Annotated in this window: 25 protein-coding genes; 11 read left to right on the plus strand and 14 right to left on the minus strand. The window is 53.7% G+C overall.

Annotated elements, in window-relative coordinates; translation table 11 throughout:
* Positions 1-4: 4 nt before the first annotated feature.
* Positions 5-439: a flavodoxin gene (locus ACKQTC_RS06850; RefSeq protein ID WP_408977695.1), complete on the plus strand. Its 435-nt coding sequence runs from the start codon at positions 5-7 to the stop codon at positions 437-439.
* 149 nt (positions 440-588) lie between these two features.
* On the opposite strand, the gene ACKQTC_RS06855 is transcribed toward ACKQTC_RS06850, so the two are convergent.
* Both ACKQTC_RS06855 and ACKQTC_RS06860 read right to left on the minus strand, forming a co-directional pair.
* The gene (locus ACKQTC_RS06855) at positions 589-912 is read right to left on the minus strand and encodes a hypothetical protein (RefSeq protein ID WP_408977696.1); all 324 of its coding nucleotides are present in this window, start codon (positions 910-912) and stop codon (positions 589-591) included.
* Positions 909-1310 (minus strand): hypothetical protein, encoded by a 402-nt coding sequence (locus ACKQTC_RS06860; RefSeq protein ID WP_408977697.1) that lies wholly within the window; start codon positions 1308-1310, stop codon positions 909-911. Before ACKQTC_RS06860 ends, ACKQTC_RS06855 begins: the two co-directional genes overlap by 4 nt.
* Before the next feature lie 137 nt (positions 1311-1447).
* Here ACKQTC_RS06860 and ACKQTC_RS06865 point away from each other — a divergent pair, with 137 nt between their 5' ends.
* The 4 genes from ACKQTC_RS06865 to ACKQTC_RS06880 all read left to right on the plus strand — a co-directional run bounded on the left by ACKQTC_RS06865 (position 1448) and on the right by ACKQTC_RS06880 (position 4381).
* Positions 1448-1732, plus strand: a complete 285-nt coding sequence (locus ACKQTC_RS06865; RefSeq protein WP_408977698.1) for a GNAT family N-acetyltransferase — start codon at positions 1448-1450, stop codon at positions 1730-1732.
* A 117-nt stretch (positions 1733-1849) separates the two neighbouring features.
* Positions 1850-2503, plus strand: a complete 654-nt coding sequence (locus ACKQTC_RS06870) for a GTP pyrophosphokinase (protein ID WP_408977699.1) — start codon at positions 1850-1852, stop codon at positions 2501-2503.
* Between the two features lie 13 nt (positions 2504-2516).
* Positions 2517-3152 (plus strand): response regulator transcription factor, encoded by a 636-nt coding sequence (locus ACKQTC_RS06875; RefSeq protein ID WP_408977720.1) that lies wholly within the window; start codon positions 2517-2519, stop codon positions 3150-3152.
* Positions 3149-4381, plus strand: coding sequence for a sensor histidine kinase (locus tag ACKQTC_RS06880; RefSeq protein WP_408977700.1), 1233 nt, complete (start codon positions 3149-3151; stop codon positions 4379-4381). The genes ACKQTC_RS06875 and ACKQTC_RS06880 overlap by 4 nt, the downstream gene beginning before the upstream one ends.
* Before the next feature lie 61 nt (positions 4382-4442).
* On the opposite strand, the gene ACKQTC_RS06885 is transcribed toward ACKQTC_RS06880, so the two are convergent.
* Positions 4443-5186 carry a hypothetical protein gene (locus ACKQTC_RS06885; protein WP_408977701.1) on the minus strand — a complete coding sequence of 248 codons (744 nt, stop codon included), beginning with the start codon at positions 5184-5186 and terminating at the stop codon, positions 4443-4445.
* 159 nt (positions 5187-5345) lie between these two features.
* Here ACKQTC_RS06885 and ACKQTC_RS06890 point away from each other — a divergent pair, with 159 nt between their 5' ends.
* Positions 5346-6848, plus strand: a complete 1503-nt coding sequence (locus tag ACKQTC_RS06890; protein ID WP_408977702.1) for a bactofilin family protein — start codon at positions 5346-5348, stop codon at positions 6846-6848.
* Positions 6849-6922: 74 nt separating this feature from the next.
* Here ACKQTC_RS06890 and ACKQTC_RS06895 read toward each other — a convergent pair whose 3' ends face one another.
* Genes ACKQTC_RS06895 through ACKQTC_RS06905 form a run of 3 tightly spaced genes read right to left on the minus strand, consistent with a single transcriptional unit; the run spans position 6923 to position 10912 of the window.
* Positions 6923-8353, minus strand: a complete 1431-nt coding sequence (locus ACKQTC_RS06895; RefSeq protein WP_408977703.1) for a copper amine oxidase N-terminal domain-containing protein — start codon at positions 8351-8353, stop codon at positions 6923-6925.
* A 42-nt stretch (positions 8354-8395) separates the two neighbouring features.
* A complete protein-coding gene (locus tag ACKQTC_RS06900; RefSeq protein WP_408977704.1) occupies positions 8396-9592 on the minus strand; it encodes an NADP-dependent isocitrate dehydrogenase in 1197 nt (398 codons plus the stop codon).
* Between the two features lie 39 nt (positions 9593-9631).
* Entirely contained in the window at positions 9632-10912 is a 1281-nt protein-coding gene (locus ACKQTC_RS06905; RefSeq protein WP_408977705.1) for a M15 family metallopeptidase, read from the minus strand.
* A 124-nt stretch (positions 10913-11036) separates the two neighbouring features.
* Here ACKQTC_RS06905 and ACKQTC_RS06910 point away from each other — a divergent pair, with 124 nt between their 5' ends.
* Together ACKQTC_RS06910 and ACKQTC_RS06915 are read left to right on the plus strand one after the other, a co-directional pair.
* A complete protein-coding gene (locus ACKQTC_RS06910; RefSeq protein WP_408977706.1) occupies positions 11037-11231 on the plus strand; it encodes a ferredoxin in 195 nt (64 codons plus the stop codon).
* Positions 11232-11308: 77 nt separating this feature from the next.
* The gene (locus ACKQTC_RS06915; RefSeq protein ID WP_408977707.1) at positions 11309-12598 is read left to right on the plus strand and encodes a stalk domain-containing protein; all 1290 of its coding nucleotides are present in this window, start codon (positions 11309-11311) and stop codon (positions 12596-12598) included.
* A gap of 105 nt (positions 12599-12703) precedes the next feature.
* Here ACKQTC_RS06915 and ACKQTC_RS06920 read toward each other — a convergent pair whose 3' ends face one another.
* The 8 genes from ACKQTC_RS06920 to ACKQTC_RS06955 all read right to left on the minus strand — a co-directional run bounded on the left by ACKQTC_RS06920 (position 12704) and on the right by ACKQTC_RS06955 (position 21787).
* The gene (locus tag ACKQTC_RS06920; protein WP_408977708.1) at positions 12704-13576 is read right to left on the minus strand and encodes a radical SAM protein; all 873 of its coding nucleotides are present in this window, start codon (positions 13574-13576) and stop codon (positions 12704-12706) included.
* A 66-nt stretch (positions 13577-13642) separates the two neighbouring features.
* Entirely contained in the window at positions 13643-14545 is a 903-nt protein-coding gene (locus ACKQTC_RS06925) for a LysR family transcriptional regulator (RefSeq protein ID WP_408977709.1), read from the minus strand.
* Between the two features lie 48 nt (positions 14546-14593).
* Positions 14594-15979, minus strand: a complete 1386-nt coding sequence (locus ACKQTC_RS06930; RefSeq protein ID WP_408977710.1) for an SLC13 family permease — start codon at positions 15977-15979, stop codon at positions 14594-14596.
* 14 nt (positions 15980-15993) lie between these two features.
* Positions 15994-17688, minus strand: coding sequence for an FAD-dependent oxidoreductase (locus ACKQTC_RS06935; protein WP_408977711.1), 1695 nt, complete (start codon positions 17686-17688; stop codon positions 15994-15996).
* Positions 17681-17929: a 4Fe-4S dicluster domain-containing protein gene (locus ACKQTC_RS06940; protein ID WP_408977712.1), complete on the minus strand. Its 249-nt coding sequence runs from the start codon at positions 17927-17929 to the stop codon at positions 17681-17683. The genes ACKQTC_RS06935 and ACKQTC_RS06940 overlap by 8 nt, the downstream gene beginning before the upstream one ends.
* A 171-nt stretch (positions 17930-18100) precedes the next feature.
* A complete protein-coding gene (locus ACKQTC_RS06945; protein WP_408977713.1) occupies positions 18101-19207 on the minus strand; it encodes a CapA family protein in 1107 nt (368 codons plus the stop codon).
* A gap of 219 nt (positions 19208-19426) precedes the next feature.
* Positions 19427-21505 (minus strand): heavy metal translocating P-type ATPase, encoded by a 2079-nt coding sequence (locus ACKQTC_RS06950; protein ID WP_408977714.1) that lies wholly within the window; start codon positions 21503-21505, stop codon positions 19427-19429.
* Between the two features lie 54 nt (positions 21506-21559).
* Positions 21560-21787, minus strand: a complete 228-nt coding sequence (locus ACKQTC_RS06955) for a hypothetical protein (RefSeq protein WP_408977715.1) — start codon at positions 21785-21787, stop codon at positions 21560-21562.
* A gap of 270 nt (positions 21788-22057) precedes the next feature.
* Between ACKQTC_RS06955 and ACKQTC_RS06960 the strand changes: the two genes are divergently transcribed.
* From ACKQTC_RS06960 to ACKQTC_RS06970, 3 genes are all read left to right on the plus strand, one after another.
* Positions 22058-22171: a helix-turn-helix domain-containing protein gene (locus tag ACKQTC_RS06960; protein ID WP_408977716.1), complete on the plus strand. Its 114-nt coding sequence runs from the start codon at positions 22058-22060 to the stop codon at positions 22169-22171.
* A gap of 119 nt (positions 22172-22290) precedes the next feature.
* Positions 22291-22641 carry a hypothetical protein gene (locus tag ACKQTC_RS06965; RefSeq protein ID WP_408977717.1) on the plus strand — a complete coding sequence of 117 codons (351 nt, stop codon included), beginning with the start codon at positions 22291-22293 and terminating at the stop codon, positions 22639-22641.
* Positions 22642-22907: 266 nt separating this feature from the next.
* Positions 22908-24185 carry an OFA family MFS transporter gene (locus ACKQTC_RS06970; protein ID WP_408977718.1) on the plus strand — a complete coding sequence of 426 codons (1278 nt, stop codon included), beginning with the start codon at positions 22908-22910 and terminating at the stop codon, positions 24183-24185.
* Positions 24186-24474 lie beyond the last annotated feature (289 nt).

Here is a 24474-nt window from a genome sequence, read left to right on the forward strand (position 1 = left end):
GAAAATGAGTAAAATCACGATTTGTTATTGGAGTGGCACCGGGAATACGGAAAATATTGCCAACCTGGTGGCGGAAGGCGCCAAAGAAGCCGGCGCAGAAGTGACCATGGTCCAACCCTGGGACACCAGCGCTGATGACCTAGCTGCCTGCGATAAAATTGCTTTTGGCTGCCCGGCCATGGGGGATGAACAACTGGAAACCGAAGACTTCCAGCCCCTCTGGGACGATGTCAAAGACAAGCTTAAAGGCAAGAAAATCGCCCTCTTCGGTTCTTACAACTGGAACAGTGGAGAATGGATGGACACTTGGGCCCAGGAAGCGGCCCAAACCGGGGCCACCCTGGTGGCCGACGGCCTAGCCATCCTGGACTCTCCGGAACCCGGCTCTGATGAAGAAGACGATGCCAAGGCCCTGGGGGCTGCCCTCGCCAAAGCCTAATGAAGTAAAGCCTTCTCTCCGCCCTTCCGTCTTGCACTTGCAGGCCGGAAGGGCGTTTTTCTTGCCCATAAGTGCACATAAAAAAACCGGCCTTTCAGCCGGCAGGCGTTCTGCATCTGAAAGGCCGGTACATGGTATAGGGTCTCAACCTAGTTGAAGAAACGGTTGAAAGAGGAAAGGGCTTTTTTACAGAGGCCCTTGCATTCGACAGATTTAACGGCATCCTTGCCGGCGTCGACAGCGGTTTCTGCGGTCCGGCCTAACTGCTCGAGCATCCCGTCGGGACGGAGATGGGCAACGGCCATCTTAGCCTGCTGGACATTCCGACGACGGTTGGGCAGGATAGCCATGAGCAGGAGCAGGGCAAAGGCGCCCAGGCCGATGGCCATGCCTAAGGCCACCTTGCCATCAAGACGTTCCTGTTCTTCTTCCATGATGGTGTTGCTGGACGGGTCTACGACATATTGTTTCATGATTGGTCTCCTTTTTTCTCTAAGAGGTCACGGTCACGCAGGACCAGTAGAATTTTGCCATTGTTGAGGTAGGTCTTAAAGCCATTGGCAATATCCTTGAGGTCTGCTTCTTCCGGAGGCAGGTCACCGACAGCCAGGGTTGGCAGGCTGGCCCGTTGGCGCTGCCAGAGCTTGAGGTTCAAGTTATCATAGGCCGGGGCCGGGGCAGCCGGGGCCGGGGCTTCTTCCCCTTCAGCCACTTCTACCGGGGCCGGTTCAACCAATTTGCCGTCTAAGAGTTCGGCTTGCCGGCGGGAAACCATTAAAACCGCCCGATCTCTTTCTCCGACCGGGAGGGTATCCAGGCCGTGGGCCAGGCCTTCCGGCGTATCAAAATTTCCGTAAACAGTTGTATACATCCCTTCCACTCCTCTTCTGTGATATGTCTATTTTAATATTGCGACGATTATATGTCAATCTTTCCCGCTTTTTCCGGGTAAAGGGCCGAGGGCTGGGTATGTAAAGGGTAGAAGCCAAAGGAGAAAGGAGCTTAGCTATGTCTGAAACCATTCATTTTGACCATAACCGCTTTTACATCGGTGACCGGGCCGACCAGGCCCAAGCCTACCTGGACATCGAACCGGCCGGGGACGGGGTCGTCCGCGCCACCCACACGGTGGTCGACGAAAGCATGCGGGGCCAGGGAGTCGCCGGCAAGTTACTGGAGGCCCTGGTCAACCACGCCCGCGAAGAAGGCTGGCAAATCGTCCCGGTGTGCAGCTATGTCCAAAGGGCCTTTGATAAGGACCCGGACCAGTACGGAGATGTCCATCACAAATAAACAAAAAGCCGCCTTAGGCGGTTTTTTTCTTGCCCCTTTCCGCCGGGCCGGCTTGAAAGCCGCTCTTAAAAGTGCGACAATACATATAAGCTGACTCAGAACAGAAAGGATATCCCTATGGCTGCACAGGAATTTAACATTAAAACGGCCTCCCGCCTCTACTATGGCGGCTATTACGACCGGCTGGTCGAGGCCAAAGAAAGCCTAGAGCTCTTATTCGGCGAAATGGAGTACGACCTGCTGAATAAGCAGGGGCGGAACCCCATTGAATACATCAAGGCCCGAATCAAGACCCCGGCCTCTATGGAGGAGAAATTGGGCCGGTTAAATAAGGGCGGCTTACGCCTCGGCGCCCAGGACCTCTTTGACGGCTGCGGGACCCGGCTGGTCTGCACCTTCATCGACGACTGCTATGCCATCAAAGACTGGCTGGCCACCCGGCCAGACCTGCTTTTTGTCGCAGAAAAAGACTATATCCGCCACCCCAAGGCCTCCGGCTACCGGTCCTACCACCTGCAGGTCCGGGTCCGGACCGATATCGGCCAGTGGGTCAATGCCGAAATCCAAATCCGAACCATTGCCATGGACTGCTGGGCCACCCTGGAACACCACCTGCGCTATAAAAAGCACCTCTTGAATGAATCCATGATGGCCTCCGAATTGCAGCGGTGCGCCGATGAATTGGCTTCAACGGATATAAACCTGATGATCATCCGCGACCGGATTGTCTACGATAAGGAGGAAGCAAGCGATGAGAATACTCCTGGCTGACGACGAACGGGAATTGACCCGGGCCCTGGCCGTTATCCTGGCCCATGAAGGCTATGAAGTGGAAGTGGCCGATGATGGCCGGGAGGCCCTGGCCTATGCCCAGACAGAGGCCTTCGATGCCTATATCTTTGACATTATGATGCCGGTCATGGACGGGATCACCCTCCTGGAAACCCTCCGGGCCGCCGGCGACCATACGCCGGCGATTTTCTTAACGGCAAAAAGCTCCACCGATGACACCATCAAGGGCCTGGATGCCGGCGCCAACGACTACCTCATCAAACCCTTTGCCATGGGCGAGCTCCTGGCCCGAGTCCGGGCCCTCCTCCGCCATAACGATGGCAATAGCCAGGCCCCCAAGAAGGTCAGTTGGCTCAACGTCTCCCTGGATTGCCAGCGGAATATGCTCCAAGGCACCACTATGCGGCTGGCCCTGGCCCCGGACGAGGCCAAGCTGATGAAGGCCCTGATGGAAAGGGCCGGTAAGCCCACCGCCCATGGCGACCTCCACCGGGACTGCCTGCCCCAGGTCAATGCCGATACCCTAAGCCTCTACCTGGACTATATCCAGCAAAAACTGGACTTCGTCGGCGCAGACGGCCACCTGGTCCGGGATAACGGCATGGTCTACCTAAAGGCCGACCGATGATCCGCAAGTTACGCTGGCGGTTTATCTTTTCCACCATGCTCAGCCTCCTGCTGGTTATGGTGGTCCTCTTAACCGCTATCAACGGCCTGGCCTACTGGCAAAATATCAATAAAATAGACGGGCTCATTGACCTCATCGCCAGCCATGAAGGCCAGCTCCCAGCGGATCTTGACGCCGCCACCGACAAGGTCCGGGAGGACCTCAAACTCAGCGAGGAAACCCCCTATGAGACCCGCTACTTCACCGTCTACCTGGATGAAGGGGACCGGGTCCTGGGCGTGAACCTGAGCCATATTGCCGGCACCAGTGGGGACCGGGCCAAGGTCCTGGCCTATACCGCCCTGACCAGTGACCGGCCCCGGGGGTCCCTGGACCATTACCGCTACCGGGTTATGCCCAAGGATGAGGGCAAGCTCCTCATCTTTTTAGATATGCAAAACGAGCATAACCTTCGGCAGGAATTTATCCGCAACAGCCTCCTGGTGGCCATCATTGCCTTTTTTGCCACCTTTATCCTGGTCATCCTCTTTTCTAAACGGGCCGTCCAACCCCTGATTGATAACCACCTGCTCCAACGCCGCTTTATCAGCGATGCCGGCCACGAACTCAAGACCCCCCTATCCGTCATTTCCGCCAATGTGGACATCATTGAGCTGACCGAGGGCAAGAGCGAATGGACGGAGAGCATCCACCGGCAGGTGGACCGGATGAACGGCCTAGTCTCCGAGCTCTTAAAACTGGCCACCATGGAAGAGCGGGCCGCCCTCCGGCGGGACTTTATCGACCAGGACCTCTCTGCCATTACCGAAGAGATTGCCGCCTCCTTCCAGCCGGTGGCCACCCACGACCAGAAAAAACTGGCCCTGGACATCCAGCCCGGCATCCAGGTCTTAGGCGATGGCCAAAGCCTGGCCAACCTGGTCTCTGTCCTGGTGGACAATGCCCTCAAGTACTCGCCCCAGGAAACCACCGTCACCATCGAACTGAAAAATGCCGGCCGCCAGGGCAAAAGGCTCGCGGTCAGCAACACCTGCCAGGCCTGCCCGGATGTCAATGAACTGAACCGCTTATTCGAACGCTTTTACCGGGCGGACCCCTCCCGGTCCAGGCAGAGCGGGGGCTTTGGGATTGGGCTCTCCATGGCCAAGGCCATTGTCCAGGCCCACCGGGGGCAGGTGACAACCCAGTTAAAAGACCAGGTCATCACCTTTACCGTCACCCTCCCCTAGCAGACAAAAAGCCCTAACCAGGCGGCCGGGCCGCTTGGTTAGGGCTTTTTTATTTACACCTTTACTCACCGGGCTGGCGTCGGTCGCGGCGCGCCTGGTCGGGCTGGTGCCGGTCGGATGACCGAAAGCGATCCACCTGGGGCAGGGTATCCGAAAAGGACCGGGGCCGGTCGATGCCGGCATAGCGGTCTCCCTTGGCCTGCCGGACCTGGTCCGCCAGGCTGGGGCCGGCTGCCTTGGCCTGTCGGCCGGAAGGCTGGCCTTGGGCCGGCTGGGTCCGGTTGCGTTCACTGACAGGCCGCCGGCCTGTTTGGGCATGGACCTGGTCCCGGGGACGGGACCGGTTGGCCGCCGCCAGGGCCTGGTCAGTGGCCCGGTTGGCCGAGGCGGACCGGGCGCCGGCAGACCGGTCTTCCGGTCTGGCCCCGGCCCGGTCTGAACCGGGGTTCATGCTTTCACGGGCCAGGTTCCGGCGGACCCGCCGGCGACTTTCGGCCCGGCTCCGTTCTTTCCGGGCCCGCTCGGTGCGGATATCCACCAAGAGGAGCCACATGAAGACGGCCGGTAGGGCATAGAGGACAAAGAGGGCCACCGAGGCCAGGAAGGACAGGATGCTGAAATTCACCGTCGCCGAGGCCTGGAAGTAGGGAATGGCGCAAACCACTGCCACAACGGAAAAGGCCACAGGAAGCAGGAGGCCCAGGATAGGGCTGCGCTGGCGGGCTAAAATATTTTGGCAGTAGCCCCCCACAAGAATCATCAAAGCGATAATAGCAAAGGTCAAAAATGACTTTAACCAGAACAAAAAAATCCCCCCTTAATTGCACACTTTTTCTGTAGTATATCATACTTCCGAGAGGCATGAAAGTTCTGTAAAATTCCCTCTTTCCCCTTGCAGCCGCTGGCCCTTGCAGGTAAACTAAGGATAGAAATCATCATATACTATGAAGAAGGAGCCTTGCTTATGACCCATATGCTAAAGAATAAGTTTCACCCCTGTATCGCTATCCTTTTGTCCCTGGTCCTCCTGGCCCTGCCCCTATCGGCCTGGGCTGCAGAGGTGCCGGACAGCGCCAGCCAGCCAGAAGCCACCAGTTCTATCCCGGCCGAGCCGGCCGGCAAGGCCATCAACAAGACCCTCTTTTTAGCTGAAAATACCCTGACGGTCAGCGATGCGGTCAAGGGCAACGCCTTCCTGGCCGGGGAAACGGTTACCTTTTCCGGTGATGTCAGCGGCAGTGTCTTTGCCGCCGGTAACCGGGTCATCATTGACGGGGTCGTCAAGGGCAATGTCTTTGCTGCCGGTCGCAGCATCCACCTGGGGCCGAATGCAGATATCCGTGGGGATATCTTCCTCTCCGGGCAGAGCATTTCCGGATCGGAAACGGCCAAGGCCGCCCAGGACGTCCGCCTGGCCGCCTCAGATATCAGCTGGGCCAGCCCGGTCGGTCGTGAATTTTATGCCGGCGGCCAGACCATCAACTTAAATACAACCGTCAAGGGCAATGCTGAAGCCCAAGGGGACCAGGTCAAGCTGGACGCCGGGGCTGGCATTGATGGGAACTTCACCTATGCCGGGACCTTAACCAAGGACCCCGGCGCCAAGATTAAAGGAGATACCATCCAGCTCCAGACCCAGCAGAAGGAAGATAATAAGGGCCTCGCCCTCTTCTTTGCCGGTCTGGAACTCTGCCTGGCAGCCTTTGGCTTCTGGCTCCTGATCCGCCTGGGCGCCCGGTCTGCCTGGCCCCGGGTCATGGCCCCCTTCTTCCGGCGGCCTGGGAAGAGCCTGGTCCTGGGCTTCGTCCTCTTAATTGCCATCCCCCTCTTGACCCTCTTCTTCTTGCTGACCATCAAGGGGATCCCCCTGGCCTTTGCTCTGGGGTCCATGTATAGCGTGGCTTACGCCCTCCCGCCCCTGGTCCTAGGCCTGGTCATTGCCGGCCTCTTAAGCCAGCGCAAGGGCTGCCAATATACGTCCCGGCCCCTGGTCATGGCCCTGCTAATTATTGTCCTGGCCGTTGCCCAGACCCTAGTTGCCAGCCTGCCCGGTATTGGCGGCCTCATTATTGGCTTTGTCGGCCTGGCCAGTCTCTGGCTCTTCTGGGCCGTCATCGCCGGGTGCTTTATTGCCACCAATGATGCTGATGACGCCGCTGAAGACCAGGCTGACCTGGAGGCCCTCCAGGCGGAAGAAACGGCAGAAGCCACTGCCAAGGAAGAGGCCACCCGGGTCACCCCGGTGGCGGTCCCGGTCCAAGACCCGGCCCTGGCCGCTGACGAAACCCGCCAGGGACCTGCCCTCTCTGCAGAAGGGCAGGACGCCCACGACAAGGATGCCACCCTGGTCCATCCTCGCATCACCGATGATATGGTGGTCCGCCGGTCGGCCAATCCGGCCCAGGCCATGGACCCGAAAAACCCCCTGGCCGGCGACAATTCGCCCCATGGCCAGAAAGACGAATAAAAAATTCAACCGCATATAAAAAGCAGGTCCGCCCAAAGGGCGGACCTGCTTTTTGATCATCTGGAATAGGGACCTTACTTACTGAAGGCAACCCCCTGGGTGGCGCCATTGGCCTGGTAGAGGGGCTTGACTTTAAAGCCCAGGGCCTCGGCCACAAAGCGGACCGGGACCATGGTCCGGCCGGCTTGGTTGACATAGGGGGCCACGTCCATGTACTTTTGCTCGCCATTGACGGTGTAGGCCTTTTGGCCAATGGTCATGACCACCTTTTGCCCGGCCAGGCTGGTGGTGACGGTCCGGCCGGCGTGGTTATAGTCGACCTTGGCGTCAAAGGCCTGGGCCACAGCCCGGTAAGGGACATAGGTCCGGTCGTTGACCACCACCGGTACTGTATCCATGGTCTGAATCTGGTCACCATTAATGACCAGGTTATTGGACCCGATGGTCAGGCTCACGGCCCGTTCTTTTTCTGCAGCCGGGGCGGCGGTAAAGCTGAAGTCGGCAGTGCCGCTGACCAGCCGGTGGCCGGCATTATCGGATAAGACCAGCCGCCATTTGACATCTGCCGGGACCTCGCTTTTCAGGACCAGCTTGCCTTCGCCGCCCTGGCTCACCTGCTTGATGTCCACGGCATAGCCCAGGGCCTTGGCTTCATCCAGGAATTCAACCCGGACCACTGTAGGCTGCCAGTCTAGGTTGAGGGCCTTGCCGTCCTGGGTCAGGACAAAGGTCACTTCATTGTCCTTTCCGGCCGGCCCCTCGGTTTGCTTGGCCTGGAGGACGGTTCCCTCGGTTTTATTGGACCGGGTGACCGTAAAGCTGGCCGTCGCAGAAAGGCCCTGGCTGGTGGCTGTTACGATGATACTGGACCCCAGGGGGGCATTGCCGGCGACGACAAAGCTCCCGTCTTCCTTGAGGCTGTCTTCCACAACGGCGCCGGTGACGGTATAGGTCACATCGGTGACGGCCTGACGGTTACCGGCCCCATCGACCAGGGCCAGGGCCGGGGCTGCAACCGTATCCCCGGGGGCCACCTTGGCATTGGCATACTTGACTTCCAGGCGGCTATCGGCCAAGCCGCCCGTTACCTTGATTTCCTTGCTGAGCTTGGCCTGGTTGCCCGGGGCCCCCTGGTAGCGGACCACATACTTGGCCGCCTGGGCTGAAGGGGTCACCGGCAGGGTCAGGGCCTGGTAGACGGCCTGGTCGGCCAGGTCAATGGCCTGGCTTTCCCGGTCCAACCGCTTGCCCTGGCCGTCAAAGGCCTCGACCAGTAACTGGTCGCCGGCAGCCGGGCTATAATTGCGGTCAAACTGGACCTGGACCTGGCCGGCCTCCTTGGCCTTGAGGCTATCCGGGGTCACGGTCATCGTTTCCGGGGCCCAGGGCCCGTAGTTAACAGCCGTGGGCCGGGCCTGGACCGGGCCGGTGGTCAGGGGCAGGGACCCACAGACCAGCCCGGCGCACAAGAGGCCGGCCAACCATTTATTTCGCTTACTGGACATTGTATCCTCCTTTATAACGAATCGTGCAGAAACGGCCGGCCCTTAAAGGCGACCGGCAATGGCATCCAGGAAGGCTTCACTGGAGAGTTTTTCCTTCTTTTCCAGGCTAGACAGGAGGACCAGGTCCCCGGTCATTTCCCCAGCTTCAATGGTGTCCAGGGTCGCTTTTTCCAACCGGTCTGCAAAGGCCTGCAGGTCCTGGTTGCCATCTAGTTCGCCACGCTTGCGCAGGGCACCGGACCAGGCAAAGATGGTGGCCACGCTGTTGGTGGATGTTTCTTCCCCCTTGAGGTGCTTGTAGTAGTGGCGTTGGACGGTGCCGTGGGCGGCTTCGTATTCATAGTAGCCCTGGGGGGAGACCAGGACAGAGGTCATCATGGCCAGGCTGCCAAAGGCTGAGGCCACCAGGTCGCTCATGACGTCCCCATCATAGTTCTTGCAGGCCCAGATAAAGCCGCCTTCAGACCGGACCACCCGGGCCACGGCGTCATCGATGAGGGTGTAAAAATATTCAATGCCGGCGGCTTCAAAGTCGGTCTTAAATTCTTTTTCATAGACATCTGCGAAGATATCCTTAAAGCGGTGGTCGTAGACCTTAGAGATGGTATCCTTGGTGGAAAACCAGAGGTCCTGCTTGGTGTCCAGGGCATAGGTCATGCAGGCCCGGGCAAAGCTTTCGATGGAGGCATCCAGGTTGTGCATGCCCTGGCTGATCCCCGGCCCTTCAAAGCGGAAGACCTCCTTTTCCTCGGTCCGGCCATCATCATACTGGACGACCAGCTTGGCGGTTGCTGGCCCGTCAACGGCCAGCTCAACATTCCGGTAGAGGTCCCCGTAGGCATGGCGGGCAACGGTAATGGGCGAGGTCCAATTACTGACATAAGGGGCAATCCCCTTAACCAGGATGGGGGCCCTGAAAACGGTCCCATCCAGGGCGGCCCGAATGGTGCCGTTGGGGCTCTTCCACATTTCTTTCAGGTCATACTCATCCATCCGGGCAGCATTGGGGGTGATGGTGGCGCACTTGACGCCAACCCCGTACTTTTTAATGGCCGCAGCTGCCTCGTGGGTCACCTGGTCGTCCGTCTCATTCCGATGGGCCAGGCCCAGGTCATAGTAGTCGGTTTTCAGGTCCACGTGGGGGGTTATGAGCTTTTCTTTGATCCAGGCCCAAAGGATCCGGGTCATTTCATCCCCGTCCATTTCCACCAGGGGGGTCGTCATTTGAATTTTTGCCATGAAGGTCCTCTCTTTCCTTGCTTGTATCAATGGTCTCTATTAACCGACCCGGCTTGGTGCCGGGTGACTGTCAGTGGGGTTGCTTGCCTGGACCCCTTCCTCAGGGGCGGCCGCCGCTGGGTCTCCGGGATCAGCAGCCGGGGTCGGCGTAGCTGGAGTCGTTTCAGACCCCTCTGCCGGGCTGGCGGTTTGGGCCGGGTCCGGTTTTTCCTGACCCTTAGCCTCGTCTTCCGCAGCCGGGGTGGTGATGAGCACCGTCGGCGGCTCAACCTGCCAGTCCACAGTAAAGCCCAGGGGCTTGGCCAGGTCCCGGAGCTTGATATAGCTCAGGTCATCAATGACAGCCCGGTCCAGCCGGTAGGCCTCTCCATCCACCCGGACGGTGATGGTGTTCATCAGGGCGCTCCGGTAGGGGAGGGAGGCGCTGGGGGCCTCGCCGGCCTTGCCCTTGGCGTAGGGGGTCCGCTTGAGGATGATTTCATTATGGGCGGCATCGTAGTCCACCGAAAAGGCGGCCCCGGTCCCGGCTAAAACCTGGGCCAGGTCTCGCAACTTGTAATAATGGTTGTCCTTAATCAGATACCCTCTTAGGGGCACCGGCAAGCGGTTGACGTGGACATTGCCCAGCTGGTGGCTGGCCAGGGCGCGGCCGGCGCCGGTATCGGTGCCCAGCCAGGCCTCCAGGGTCGGGACCCCGGCGGCCTTCATCCGGCCGGCTGCTTCTTTACCGATGTAGCGGAAGTGCCAGGGCTCATACTGGTAGCCGGTAACGGCCTCCTGGCCCTTGGGAAAACGTAAAATAAAGCCAAAGCGGTGGGCATTATTGGCCAGCCACTGGCCGGCCTCGGTATTTTCAAAGGCCACCTCCAGGGTAATCCCGGGGTAGCGGCGGTCGCCGATATCCGCTGCCAGGCCACTTTGGTGTTCGCTCATGCCGGGCTTGGCGCTGAAGGTGTCGGCATAATCGCCGACATTGGCCCGGTAGCCCTTGTAGAGCCAGTCCTGGTAGGCATAGGACCGGTAACCGGAAAGGACAAAGAGCTGCAGGCCCGCCTCAATCCGGCCGGCCTCCTGCATGTCCTGGAAGGCCGCCTGGGCCTCCGGCAGGAGCTGCTTATTATCCGGGGCCCCGGGAATGGGGTCATAATCCGCCCCGATGGGGTAGTCCCTATTGATGAGTAAAATGCCGTCGACAACCAGGGCATTGGCCGGGAGCTCGGCCGCTGCCGCCGGCGCGACAGCCGGCCCTTCAAGGGCCAGGCCCGCTGCCAGAACAAGCCCCAGGCCCAGGCTGAGGGCCTTTAACGCTGCACCTTTCATAAGTGTCCTCCTTACAATCTGCTTATCTATTGATATTATACCGTTTTCCTGGGGGCTGTCCAATAGAGACCTGTATATCCGGACCGCCTTCTGGGTAAAAATGGATAGAGAAAGGAGGGCGCTTATGTATATCAGTATTGCCGGCGGCTGTGTCGGCTGTGGCGCCTGCGAGGCCCTGGCGCCGGACCTCTTCACTTTGGACCGGGCCCAGCTGGTCCAGCTTAAAGAAGCCGAGCCCGCCGCTGAGGACCTGCAGGCCCAGGCCCGCCAGGCGGCTAAGCTTTGCCCCAAGCAAATCATCTTTATCGAGGAAGACTAGGCCGCCTAGATTGTAACCGCCTTGTTGTGAACGGGCCCAAGCCATTTGTTACAATAAGGAGAAAGGAAGGTGATTTAATGCGTTATCGCATCCTGCTTACCCTCATACTCCTGGTCGGCTTTTGTTACCCGCCCCAGGCGGCGACCGCAGCCGAGGTCTCCAATGCAGCCTCTTTTATCTATACCGATGCCGCCAGCCGGTCCCTTATTCCCTATGAACCGGCGGAAATAACCATTGGCCTCCTGGGCTATAGCGGCCACCCTTTGGCAGAGCCGCCCAAGGGCAAAATATATTTTTGGGCCACAGATAGCCAGGGGAGCCAACCCCTGGAAGCCATGGATATCGTCCCCCTCTCTATTAAAGAGGGCCTCTACATCCACGGCAATACCGGGGTGCCCGGGGTCTTTATTGCTGACGCCCGGGCCTTCCAGCAGCAGCAAAGCTTCAAGGTCCGCTTTAGCCGGGCCGGGACCTACCTCTTAAAGGGGGTCTATATCCCTGAAGGCATGGCCTTTGACCCAGACCAGCTGGAAAGCTATGACCGGCTGAGCTTTGCCGCCACCGGCCCCAAAGCCCGGACCCTCACTGTCGGGACAGCCACCGTTGGCGATGTCGCCTTTATGCGGGTCAGCCCCGCCATCAAAGGCGTCGAACTGCCCGGCCTGACCGTCCAGCCCCCCCGGGGCCACCAGGAAAAGGAGGTCCACATTCCCATCTCCGCCGACGGCCAAACACCAACGACCCTCTCCCTGACCCTCTACCGGTCTAACGGAGAAGGCATTGGCGCCGGCGTCCCGGTCTATGTGACCACCAGCGCTCCCGGCGTCCAAGTGAGTCCGACCAATAGCTTCACCGACACCCACGGGGTGGCCACCGTCCAAGTGACCGGGCTCACCAAGGGCCAAGGACACATCGGCATCCGATTGAATCCCAATGATGACCCCGTCCTCATCCCTGTTGCCGCCTACAGCTACCATCCCCAGACCGTCCGCCTGGGCATCGGCAATATGATGATGGATGTCGACGGCCGCAGTGTCTACCTGGATGCCCCCCCGGTCGTCAAGGATGGACGGACCTACGTCCCCTACCGGGCCATTGGGGAAATCCTCGGTGCCGAAATCAGCTACAACCAAACCATCCAGACCATTACCACGAATTTTAACGATAAAATCATCACCATGACCCTGGGCTACGACCACTACGCCGTCAACAACCAGGTCATTCAAATGGACGCCCGCCCCTTTATCAGCGAAAACAACCGGACCATGGTTCCCATCCGCTTCATGGCAGATGCCACCGGCTACAAGGTCCGGCCCATCTATGATAATCGTGGCCGCACCAGCGCCATTATCTTTACCAAAAACTGAGCCGGCAGGAAAAGCGCCGCCTCTCAGATGACCCTATAAGAATTGCCGGTCCCTGCATACCCGCAGGTGACCGGCAATTCTTATCGTTTTTTTTAGGCCCAAGGGTTACAAGCGCCTGTAATGGCTACCGTAGAGCTGGTCCGGATGGGCCAGGAGGAAGTCCAGCTCCTCCAACAAATCGGCCTTGGCCTCATTGAGGCGGCCGGATAAAACAAAATAATTCGAAGGGTGAGTAGAGGAAAAATAGCTGCCCGGACTATCCAAGGCCTCCATCAGAATCCGCATTTCCCTCACTGCCTCCTCCGGCGACAGGGGCTCAAAGTCCCCCGCCCGGACCTGGTCTGCCAGGGGCGTATCCGGCTCCACCATAAGGGTTAAAAGCCCAATATACTGGGCCCGGATCCGGCTTAAGGCCCGGGCCGTCTCTAGGGCATGCCGGCGACTCCCAGCCTTCCCGGCCAGGCCGACAATGGCCATGACCGAAACCGCCATCCCGGCCGCCTGGGCCCGGTCACAGGCCCTGATAATATCCGCCACCGTCTCCCCTTTTTTGATGTCTTCCAGGACCTGGTCATCGCCTGACTCCAGGCCGATGTAAAGCAGGGCCAGGCCCAGGTCCCGCAAGTGGGCCAATTCTTTATCACTCTTACTTAGGACCCCCTCCGACCGGGCATAAACACTTACCCGGGGCCCATGGGGCCAAAGGGTTCGGATGGTCGTTAAAACCCGTACCAGCCGGTCATAGGATAAGACCATGGCATCTCCATCCGCCAGAAAGATCCGCTTGATATGCGGATAAGCCTCAGCCCCCTCCCGAAGATCTGCCTCAAGCTCAGCCCAAGGCCGGACCCGGAAATCCTTACTTCTATACATAGAACAAAACGTACAAGTATTATGGGAACAGCCCAGGGTCACCTGAAAAATCAAACTCTGCGCCTCACTCGGCGGCCGATATAAGGGACGATCATACTGAAACATCCTTCTACCTCCCAAAATAAAATTAGCTGATGAAGGCACAATAACTCATCAGCTAATTTAAGAATATCATTCACTATACCTTTTATAAAACTCTTTATAATTTTCTACAAATATTTCATTCTTTAAATTTTTTCTATAATCCCTTCTCAAAACCAGCCCTTGCTGCAAGAAAATATTTTCTCTTATGGGTAAAGCTTTTATTTTATCAATAACTTGATGATGACCACAAGGTATGCTACCTATTGAAATACAATTTTTTCGTGTTATATAGTCAAAGAATATTTTTAGGTTATTCGTTTGTATACGAACTTTACCTTCCCAAAATCTACGCAAAAAATTATTTAAGGCGTTTCTTTCATGGGAATCTCCGTACAGGATAATAGGCAAGTCCTTAATCCCCTTTAAAGATATCGACCTATACTTATTCGCAAAAAAACTATCCTCAGCAACATATACAACCACTCTACGCTCCAAAATCGGAATAAACGTAATATAATCTGGAAGTTCTTCAATCATTTCACTAGATAAGATTGCAATTCCGACATTTGCCCTGCCATCTTTTACATTACCAATCATATCTGCTACAGATATTTCATCAATATATAATTCGATTGATTCATGTCTATTAATCATAAACTCCATAAAATCCGAAAAATATTCAGCCGAAATATCTGGAAATTTATTGATATTTAATTTCCCTTTTAAAATACGCTCTTCACTTTTACCAACTTCATGTAATGACCTAATATCCTTCAGGATTACTCGTGTTTTTTCTAGAAACTCTTCCCCTTCGTGTGTTACCTCTACTCCTTTTGAAGATCTATAGAAAAGCTTTATTTCAAATGAATCTTCAACTTCTTGTATAATTTGGCTTAATCGTTGCTGTGATAGAAGTAATTCTCTACTCGCCTTGCTTATAGATCCATACTCTTGTACTTTAGTGACATAGAATAGATATTCTGTTAACAATTTTTATTCTCCAAAACCAAGTACGTCCTTTTCAGCACTTGTTTCAAGTCACAGAGCTCCAACAAAGTGCCACCAAGGTATTAAGCAAACTAATAATCCTACAAAAAACAGCACTGTTTTTAATGAAAACACTTTAATAAAATACTTCATCGGCATAAAACCGAAGGAGAAGAAAATAAGGATAGCATTAATTTCATGAGGTAAGAATACTTGATCCGTCCCCCAATATAGACCATACATGGCTCCTTTGATATTTATATTTAAATCAGCCGCTATTTGTGCGAAAGGTTGGCATAATGCACCAAGAATAGCCATGGGGGTTAATAGTACGTTAAGTAGCATCCCCAGTAATCCATAAAAAACTACAATGCTGTTTCCACTTGAATTTTCCAAAATCGGAACGACTAAATCCGAGACCATTTGGCTTAATCCGATGTGCGTACCCACTGCACCTATACTCATACAGGAAATAATAAAAATGATTAAACTAAAGTTGATATTCTTGATAGATTCCTTAGAGCCGACATTAACACCTGGCATGTATAGCAATAATGGGCCAATCATAAGAGCCCAGGCAACATCAAGCCCATGCCACTGTGCCGTAGTCAAGAATAGTAGAATCCCAACAGCTACAATAGCAGCTTTTATTTCTGCTGAACTAATCTCAGGCAATTCCTTATAGAGCCTGGTAATACTCTCTTTCCCCTGAATAAGCTGGGTGGGTTTGAATACCATTGTTATAATCCATAACGTGACGATACAAATTAAAAAGTAAGGCAAATTATCTACAAAGAATTCCAGCCAAGTTATATTAAATTTAGAATCTATAGTTTGTCCAGCACTAATTAAAAATGGCATTTGAGCTGGGAAATAAATAAACATCCAAGAAGTCACGGTTCCCATAATTCCTGCTGCAAAAATTACAGTTGTTTCTCGTGAAGGTTTTAATTCTAATGCTTTACAAATACCATAGCAAAACGCCGCGATAACCACAAAAGCATTACCAGAAGTGATTAGACTCGCAATGACCGCAGCGAACCAAATACCAAATACAAGGCCTCTGTACGTTCCTGATGTTCTAAGTATAACCCAAAACGCCACTCTTTTTAAGAGCCCTATTTCATTTAATACGTTAGCTAAAATAAAAGCCCCTATGACTTGATAAGGCAAAGTCTTCGTCCATCCAGAAAAGACTAGCTCTATTGGTGCCAAATCGAATGCTAGAAATGCAAAAGACATCAAAAGGGCAGGAATCATTACGTCAAAAAACTCAAAAGCTACTGTTGATATGCAGAATATAACTATAGCTAGAAATATATGCATATCCATGGTAAAACTTTCCGTAACGGGTACTGTAAATATAATTAATGTTAAACCAATAGTTATTGCCCACTTTACTAAATTCGATCGTTCTCCTACCAGTTTACCCATCATTACTCACCTCTTTGCTAAAATTTTTCTCTCCATTGAAATTTTAGTTCCCCATTTTCCTGTCTAACTGCTAAAAACTGCTTATTTAACAATGGATTAGTATAGGTATAATCAGCACGTTGATGCATGCCTCTGGATTCCTTACGCTCTAGAGCACAGCTTATTACAATTTTCCCCATTAGTAGTAAATCAAAACTTTCTAAAGCACGCATTAGCTCATGTGAGTTATCGCATTTAATGCTTAATTTAGCTCTTTTTTCAATCTCTTTCAGATAGGACAAACCTGCTGACATCATTGTCCGTGACCTTTTATATTTAAGACCGCAATAATCATCCATCACCTGCTGAATTGCTAGGTTCAATTCACTCCAATGTGCGCCCTCTTTTCTATCGGTTAATGTTTCGCAAAGTTCCCTAAAGTCTCTGATCTGTTGACTCTCCAGCAGATTATCGCTTTTAGAGTCCAGTGTATACTTATGTGACTTGACAAATTCAGCTGCATTTTCTCCTGCAATTCTACCTGTTACGGCAGCTCCTGCAATTCCACAGTTAAAGTTACCTAGTTCGTCACCAGCACAGTAAAGTCCTTCAATATCACTTTCTCCCGATGTATTTATCTGAATCCCATTTCCTTGCAAGATAGGGTTATACCTACCAAATTCCACCATATGCTTATCGAGGTCAATATCCGATTGATTCATCAACTCAAGTACTGAAGTACAACCTTCACAGGCCATGCCCCATTTCATATATTCTTTATCATCATCACTTGTTTCTGTACAGTCCATAAAAACAGGACCTGTCCCATTATTCATTTTTTCTGGGAAAATATTCCCCCAAATATCACCAGTTATATCTGCCTTTTCTTTGGTTGCTACTTTAACAAAGGGACTAGTTTGTTTCATTTCAGAGTCTTTCATGACCCCTATCCACGTCGATTTACCAACGCGTTCAAAATATCTTAAACCGGAATGGACCCATAAAATATCCATATTGACTAAGGATGCTCCTGCTTTAAAAGCTGCAGCTCGTCCAGTGGCTGTCCCCGCAGGACAATTACAAGCATTGAAAATCCAGCCTGGTGTAATTGAGGGGTATAGTCTCATTGCAATACCGGTGGAAACAACAATAGATTGGGTTTTATAAATTTTTATAGCCGGGATATCGTTAGAAACGTCTAAAGATATAGCACCACATATTTTTTTATCTTTATCTAGCAAAAATTCTTGAATTACAGTTTTATTATCAATAATAACTCCATTTTCTTTAGCAACTTTAGTTAGAATTGGTTTTTGCTGCTTCCCGTCATATTTTAACCAATGACAAGTATGCCCTGGCAAAGTATGTCCATTAAATTCCCATTTGCCGTGAGGCTTCATATTGATGCCCCAGCGAAGCCAGTCTTCAGCAACTTCATGAGTACGTTCTAAAAATATTTTCTGCAATGCGGGATCGACTCGGCCTATTTGTCCTCCTTGACTATTACTGAGCTCTTCTAGAGCAGTTGCAAAATCCCCATGTTCCTCTGGGATATAGCAAAAAAAGTGATCACAACCTGTTGCACCGGAACCACTTCGTAAAGTATTAGCTTTCTCAGCAACTATCACCTTAGCTCCCTTTTGAGCTGCAGCTATAGCCGCCATCAGTCCTGCAATACCTCCACCTGCAACCAAAACATCACATTCACTTACTTCATAATCTTTATTAATCATTTTTTTCTCCTTCGCTTAAGGGAACTGCTTCTCGATATAAAATAGTTAATGGTAATGGATATCGCATACTGATAGCTCCTTGAGCGCATTCGATGACACAAGCCCTGCAATGCCAACATTCTTTAGGAAAACGAACTTTTGGTACTTCACCTTTTGTGATTGGTCCAAAAACATCCATGCAACAAATACTCGCACAGCGCTGACATCTGATACATTTTTCTTTATCGATAATGGGTGGCATAATAAACTCCTCCTTTTTTATAATTATTTTCTATTTATTCCATTATATATTCTTTTGCATTTTCTTTCTCTAATGATTTCCTTGTATGTAAGCTCTTGGCTACAAGTTAATAAAAAAACCTAAGTTCCAGAAGCATTTTATGCTTCTGGAACTTAGGTTTTTTTACTTGGGTCAGGCCGGTAGGGCCTGGCCTAAAATCTCTTCTGCTCGATTTTTAAGGTTGGTCATATGGGCCTTGTCCTGGTCAGTCAGGTCCTCAGCTACGAGGAAGTCTTGAATAAGGCCGGCTTCGTATTTTTTGCCGCCGGTTTTTGTGTTGATGTAGACAGTACTGGGCAGGAGGCTAGCCTCTTTGACCCGGCTGCCTTCTTTGTCTTTTTCCAGCTGAAGCCGGAGGAAGCAGCCGATTTCGGTATCGATGGTACCCAGGAAGGCGGCTCTTTGGTTGGACATGGCGTTACCTAAGGAATAGGCGACGTAGGCCCGGCGGCCATCCTGGTCAATCCATTCAGCCGGGGCGATAACATGGGGGTGGGACCCGATGACCAGGTCGGCGCCGGCGGCGACCATTTCCCGGGCCAGCTCTCTTTGCTCGGGGCTGGGCAGGGTCTGGTATTCAATGCCCCAGTGGGGGAAGACAGCAACCAGATCAGCGCCGGCCTGGCGGGCAGCGGTAATATCCTGGCGGATGAGGTCTATCTTCAGAGGGGAGAGCCGGGCCAGGTCTTGGTCGGCCAGGGCGACTTCATTGCCGTTATACATTTCTGCATAGTTCAAAAAGGCCACTTTAATGCCCTGGATATCTTTAATATAGGGGGTCCTGTCCTTATCCGGCAGGTAGCTGCCAAAGTGGTCTACCCCGGCCTGGTCCATGGCCCGGAGGGTCTTATCATGGGAGGAGAGGCCGGCACCATCCAGGGCGTGGTTAGTGGCGGTGGCGAGGGCGCCAAAGCCGACTTTTTTCATAGCCGGAATGGCCTCGGTGGGGCTATTAAAGACGGGATAGCCGGCATAGGGCATATCCGGGTCACAAACGGTTTCAAAGGTGATGGTGGCAAAGTCGGCCCGGGCCAGGTGGGGCCCCATCCGGACAAACATATGGGAAAAGTCATAGGGCGGGACCACTTGCTCATACTGGGAGGAGTAGGTAATGGGGTGGAAGACGATATCCCCGCCACATAAAAGCTCGGCCCTTTGGGGGCCAACGGTCTCTGCCTTGTCGTATTTAAGGGTTTCTTGGAGGGGTTGACCTGCCTGGAGGTGAAAGGGATTTACCATTACCAGGCCGGCGGCAACAAGAAGAGCTGTGAGGACACAAGCCACAGCTAATAGTAATCGGTGACCTAATCGGTACATAGCGCAACTCCTTTTTGATTGCTAATAGGTATAGGATAGGTCTTCTAAGATTACCATAAACGACTTCATTATGCAGTATCTTTTTAGCTATAAAAACGTAACAAAAACCCACCCTCGGTGGGACGAGGGTGGGTGGTGAGTTTATTCAGCTAGGGCCTGTTGGGCCTTTCTTTCGCGGGGCGAAAGCAGGGGTTGGCAGGCGGCATAGCCTAAGACTGCTGTCGACACATTGTGCCAGAGGGCCGTAGAGGTCGGCTGCATAACGCCCGTTGCCCCTAAAATCAACAAGCCGGTATTGATGGTAAAGATCCGGTTGAAGTTGCTATCAATCCGCCGCATGAGCCGGAGGCCCAGGTGACGGGCCGTAACCAGGGCAGACAGGTCACTCTGCAGGAGGGTGATGTCGGCCACTTCCCGGGCGACGTCAGAGGCGTCTCGCAGGGAGACGGATACATCGGCCTGGGCCAGGGCGGGGGTATCATTGACACCGTCGCCGACCATGATGACCTTCTTGCCTTCAGCCTGTAATTCCTGGACCTTACTGGCCTTATCTTCCGGCAAGACTTCTGCAAAGTAGCGGTCAATGCCCAGTTCGTCAGCAATGCGCTGGGCAATAGGGGCCCCGTCGCCAGTGAGCATGACGATATGCTCAATCCCGGACTGGCGCAGGCCGCGGATGACTTCCTTGGCCTCTTCCCGGGGCGGGTCCTGGATGCAGATAAAGCCGACCAGGCTGTCCGCCACGGCCAGGTAGACGCAGGAGAAGCCGCTGCCTTCTTCGCGGATGGCTGCTTCCGCCGCTTCATTGAAGACGATGCCGTTATCATCTTCTAAGAAGTGCCGGCTGCCGATGCGGACCGTTTGGTTCCGCCATTCGGATTCAATGCCGTGGGCCACCACATACTTGACATCGGCGTGTTCTTCCCGGTGCTTGAGCCCTTCTTCCTCAGCCTGGAGGACAATGGCCCGGGCCAGGCTGTGGGGGAAGTGTTCTTCCAGGCAGGCCGCTAACCGGAGGACATCGTCCCGGTTCATGTCTTCTGTCAGGGGGATGACCTTCTTCACCTTGGGGGTGGCACAGGTCAGGGTCCCGGTCTTGTCAAAGACAATGGTATCGGCCTCGGCCATGGCCTCCAGGTACTTCCCGCCCTTGATCATGATCCTGTTTTGGGTGGCTTCCCGCATGGCGGAAATAACCGCCAGAGGGGTGGCCAGTTTAATGGCACAGGAGTAGTCGACTGTCAGGGCAGAGAGGGCCTTGTGGCCATCCCGGGTCAAGAGCCATACAATACCTGCAAATAAGAAACTATAGGGCACAATCCGGTCAGCCAGGGCCTCTGCTTTGGCCGCTGTCCCGATTTTTTCGTCTTCTGCCCGTTCAACCATATTTAAAATATACTGGATTCTACTTTCTTCCAGTAATTTACGTACGCGAATCACCAGTTCACCTTCAGCAACGGCGGTACCGGCATAGACCGAGTCACCGACCTGCTTGACAACCGGTGCGCTTTCACCGGTTAAGGTTTGCTGGTTGACACCTGCTTCACCGCTAACGATTTCGCCATCTAAAGGAATCATCGTGCCTGCCCGGACGATAATTTCATCGCCGACCTGAACATCAGAGATACTCTTTTGGACTTCCAGCCCATCCTCGAGCCGGACCCAAACGGTGTCCACATTCATAATCAGGGCCGTCGTTAACGCATTCCGCGTCCGTTGACGGGCATATTCTTCAAGAATATCCGAAATACTCAAGAGGAACATAATCGAAGAGGCACTCTGGTAGTGGCCAAAGGCTACAGATAAACCAATCGCTGCGCCATCTAAGACATCGACATCAAAGCGCCCTTGACCCAGGGATTTCAGACCCCGCCATACATACCGTACCGCCGAATAGACCGTCAAGGCCTTGTAGACCGGCATCGGCATCAGGCCTTTCAGGAAGCGAACCATAAAAGTCTTACTCAGCATCCCCTTAAAGGTTAAGCCGATTTTGACATGTTGGTCCTGCTCGTGAAGGGGCACCGGTGGGCACTCATCAAGATTAATCTCTCTAATGGCGGCAACGAGGCTGTCGTTGTCACCGTAATGGCGCACTAAAATAGAACCGGTCAGATAGTTGACGTCCACAGAAAGGACGGCCGACATCTGACCGATCACATGACTTAAAATATAGCTGTCATTTTCACTGATAGCGAAGCGCGGTGCACGTAATCGCAAATAACCTGGAAGAGCAGTAACCACCTGGTAATTCATTTACCAGCACCACCCTTCTTACTTGTCTTCGCATTCACGTTGTTCTTCAACTAAGTCTTCCGCTTCTTCCTTCATTAGTTCTAATTGATAAGCGGCGTCCTTTTGTAACTTCATGGTAGAAGCCACAGATTGAACAGCAAAGTTACGGACCGGTTTGCTCGTTAAAACTTTACGGCCGATAACCCCGGTTACCAAACCACCTGCAAAAAGCACTCTTTTGTGGCAGAGAAAGTCTTTTATCATCATTCATTTTCCCTCCCTTCTTTACATGAATAAAGCCGGGTATATACCTGAATATCCGGCCAGAGATCCACAATGCTAACCTCTTAATTATATATGTTACTCCAATGCTAAGGCAAAATCAAGAGTTTAATTTTTAAGGGTTAATATTATTACTTTTTAGTGGGTTAACCCCAGGTAATTGTAATTCCTTTGCAAAAATCAGTTAAAGTCTACGCCCCGTTGATTGCACCGGCGGACCGGGGCTTATATACTGGGTGAGAAAGGCGTGCTGTCATGGATGCCAAAAAAATAGGCCAGCTCATAAAAAATCAGCGCCAGAACAGGGGCTTAACCCAACGGCAAATCGCCGACCAATTACACATCAGCGACAAGACCCTATCCAAATGAGAGTGTGGCGCCGGAATCCCGGATATTTCCCTCCTTCCAGCCCTCTCTACCCTCTTAAATATTGACCTGGCCAGCCTGCTCCAGGGCGATTTAAACCAGAGCCCCAGTTAGGAGATAATATGAAAAACACCTGCTTTTACCTCTGCCCCCACTGCCACAACCTCATCATCAGCACCGATGAAGGCCTCGTCAGCTGCTGTGGCGAAAGGCTCATCGCCCAGCCGGCCAAAAAAGCCGAGCCGGAAGAGGCCCTGTCTGTTGAAATCATTGAGGACAGCTACTATATCTCCAGCGACCACCCCATGACCAAGGACAACTACATCGCCTTTCTGGCCCTTTTAACCGGCGACAGCCTATTTTTACGGAAGCTCTACCCTGAATGGAACCTGCAACGCCGGATCCCCAAGTTTGCCCATGGCCGCCTCCTCTGGTACAGTAAGCAAACGGGCCTCCTCTACCAGCTCATTTAAGGGGCAACCGGCCCTTGGCCAGGCAAGGATAGAAAAAAGTCCCACCGCCCCTTGCTTTTTTATACCCCTTCAGCTATAATGCAGATACAATTGAAATGACCGGCGTGCTGGCGGATTATGTGAATCAACACAGTGCACCCGGACCCATCATAGCCGACCGCCTGGGCAACTCATTTATTGGGTTGCTTTTTTTATTGCCCAGCAATATAAAAGGCAGCCAAATCGCTTGTGTCGTCTATAGACATACATCTGATTTGGAGGTCAACATGACATTCTTAAAACTGCTTGAAAACAAATGGCTCCGCGCCGCCCTACCTGCCCTGCTCATCCACTGCAGCATCGGGACCGTTTACTGCTGGTCCTCCTTTGCCCAAAACCTGGCCGAGAGCCTACAGGTGACCAGCCAGGTCATCGGCGGGGCCTTTAGCCTGGCCATCTTCTGCCTGGGCATGTCTGCCGCCTTTGCCGGCCCCTTTATTGAGAGGAATATCCACCGGGCCTCCGGCCTGGCCTGCCTCTTTTTTACGACCGGCCTTGTCGGCACCGGCTTAACCATCAGCCTGGCCCCGGTCCTGGGTAGCCGGCTGAGCCTCCTGGGCATCTACCTCTTTTACGGGGTCATCATGGGTATTGGCCTGGGCATTGGCTACCTGACCCCGGTTAAGACTCTCATGCTCTGGTTTGCTGACCACAAGGGCCTAGGCACCGGTATTTCCATTATGGGCTTCGGCTTAGCCAAGGCCATCGCCAGCCCCCTGATGAATTTCTTACAGGACCAAGTGGGCCTAGCCACCATGTTCTATATCCTAGCCGGTCTTTATTTCACCATGATGTACACCGGCCACCTACTCCTGAAAAAGCCAGGCCAGCATGATGAAAAGGCCATCAGCGCCCCCATCAACCGGCTGGCCCTCTTCCGCAATAAGACCTTCCTGGGCATCTGGCTCATGTTTTATTTAAATATCAGCTGCGGCCTGGCCCTTATTGCTTATGAAAAGCCCCTCCTCCAGACCACTGCCCTGGGCCTCGTCGCCATCAGCCTGGTCCAGTCCCTGACTGCCGGCGCCAACGCCTCCGGCCGGCTCGTCCTCTCCACCCTGAGCGACCGCCTGGCCGACCGCAACCATATCTACAAGCTCATCTTCTTCGCCTGCCTGCTGGTCTGCGGCCTGGGCCTTAGCCGGGCCAGCGCCGCCGGGGTCATCATCCTCATGCTGCTGGTTGTCAACACCGGCTATGGTGGTGGCTTCAGCACCATGCCAGCCCTCCTGGCCAGCCGCTTTGGCATGACCCATGTCAGCACCATCCACGGCGTCGTCCTTTCCGCCTGGGCCTTTGCCGGCCTGACCGGCAACCAAGTCGCTGCCCTGATTTTAAAGCATTTTGGCGACTACCAACCCCTCTTCCTCTGCCTGGCCCTCTTCTACGGCCTGGGCTTCTTCATCTCCCACTTCCTCGTTAGCCCGGCAAAGGCCCCGGCCCTGGCCCCCCCAACAAGCGGCCCCCTTGCCAAAAGAGAATTGGGCCGGTCCACCGGCCGATAAGCCCTTGATCCTTCTTAAAGCTAACAAGCAAAATATAAAAAGGACGGCCCCTAAAGTTAGACTCCTCGGTCCAACTTTGGGGGCCGTTTATGTAGAAAGGCTTCTTCTTTATGTAACCGCCACCGACCGCCTGTCAGTGTGCGAGGCAATAGAGCAGTAAACCGGAGGAGTTAAGATAGGGCTATCGGCTCTCCAGGAGTATTGGAATAAGATAGGCCCTTGCACCCCTTGCTCCTCATGCGCCCATTCCCTGCCCTTCTACAAGAGCAAAAATAGGTCGCAGCTCGGG

The organism is Peptococcus simiae (assembly GCF_046097595.1).
GTDB lineage: Bacteria > Bacillota > Peptococcia > Peptococcales > Peptococcaceae > Peptococcus > Peptococcus simiae.

Excerpts from the sequence above, each read along its gene's own strand:
- ACKQTC_RS06965 (WP_408977717.1), top strand. The coding sequence starts at position 22,291 with ATGAAAAACACCTGCTTTTACCTCTGCCCCCACTGCCACAACCTCATC.
- ACKQTC_RS06900 (WP_408977704.1), bottom strand. The coding sequence starts at position 9,592 with ATGGCAAAAATTCAAATGACGACCCCCCTGGTGGAAATGGACGGGGAT.
- ACKQTC_RS06945 (WP_408977713.1), bottom strand. The coding sequence starts at position 19,207 with ATGGTAAATCCCTTTCACCTCCAGGCAGGTCAACCCCTCCAAGAAACC.
- ACKQTC_RS06920 (WP_408977708.1), bottom strand. The coding sequence starts at position 13,576 with ATGTTTCAGTATGATCGTCCCTTATATCGGCCGCCGAGTGAGGCGCAG.
- ACKQTC_RS06895 (WP_408977703.1), bottom strand. The coding sequence starts at position 8,353 with ATGTCCAGTAAGCGAAATAAATGGTTGGCCGGCCTCTTGTGCGCCGGG.
- ACKQTC_RS06915 (WP_408977707.1), top strand. The coding sequence starts at position 11,309 with ATGCGTTATCGCATCCTGCTTACCCTCATACTCCTGGTCGGCTTTTGT.
- ACKQTC_RS06865 (WP_408977698.1), top strand. The coding sequence starts at position 1,448 with ATGTCTGAAACCATTCATTTTGACCATAACCGCTTTTACATCGGTGAC.
- ACKQTC_RS06910 (WP_408977706.1), top strand. The coding sequence starts at position 11,037 with ATGTATATCAGTATTGCCGGCGGCTGTGTCGGCTGTGGCGCCTGCGAG.
- ACKQTC_RS06850 (WP_408977695.1), top strand. The coding sequence starts at position 5 with ATGAGTAAAATCACGATTTGTTATTGGAGTGGCACCGGGAATACGGAA.
- ACKQTC_RS06855 (WP_408977696.1), bottom strand. The coding sequence starts at position 912 with ATGAAACAATATGTCGTAGACCCGTCCAGCAACACCATCATGGAAGAA.
- ACKQTC_RS06905 (WP_408977705.1), bottom strand. The coding sequence starts at position 10,912 with ATGAAAGGTGCAGCGTTAAAGGCCCTCAGCCTGGGCCTGGGGCTTGTT.
- ACKQTC_RS06890 (WP_408977702.1), top strand. The coding sequence starts at position 5,346 with ATGACCCATATGCTAAAGAATAAGTTTCACCCCTGTATCGCTATCCTT.
- ACKQTC_RS06860 (WP_408977697.1), bottom strand. The coding sequence starts at position 1,310 with ATGTATACAACTGTTTACGGAAATTTTGATACGCCGGAAGGCCTGGCC.
- ACKQTC_RS06930 (WP_408977710.1), bottom strand. The coding sequence starts at position 15,979 with ATGATGGGTAAACTGGTAGGAGAACGATCGAATTTAGTAAAGTGGGCA.
- ACKQTC_RS06935 (WP_408977711.1), bottom strand. The coding sequence starts at position 17,688 with ATGATTAATAAAGATTATGAAGTAAGTGAATGTGATGTTTTGGTTGCA.
- ACKQTC_RS06870 (WP_408977699.1), top strand. The coding sequence starts at position 1,850 with ATGGCTGCACAGGAATTTAACATTAAAACGGCCTCCCGCCTCTACTAT.
- ACKQTC_RS06880 (WP_408977700.1), top strand. The coding sequence starts at position 3,149 with ATGATCCGCAAGTTACGCTGGCGGTTTATCTTTTCCACCATGCTCAGC.
- ACKQTC_RS06960 (WP_408977716.1), top strand. The coding sequence starts at position 22,058 with ATGGATGCCAAAAAAATAGGCCAGCTCATAAAAAATCAGCGCCAGAAC.
- ACKQTC_RS06940 (WP_408977712.1), bottom strand. The coding sequence starts at position 17,929 with ATGCCACCCATTATCGATAAAGAAAAATGTATCAGATGTCAGCGCTGT.
- ACKQTC_RS06955 (WP_408977715.1), bottom strand. The coding sequence starts at position 21,787 with ATGATGATAAAAGACTTTCTCTGCCACAAAAGAGTGCTTTTTGCAGGT.
- ACKQTC_RS06970 (WP_408977718.1), top strand. The coding sequence starts at position 22,908 with ATGACATTCTTAAAACTGCTTGAAAACAAATGGCTCCGCGCCGCCCTA.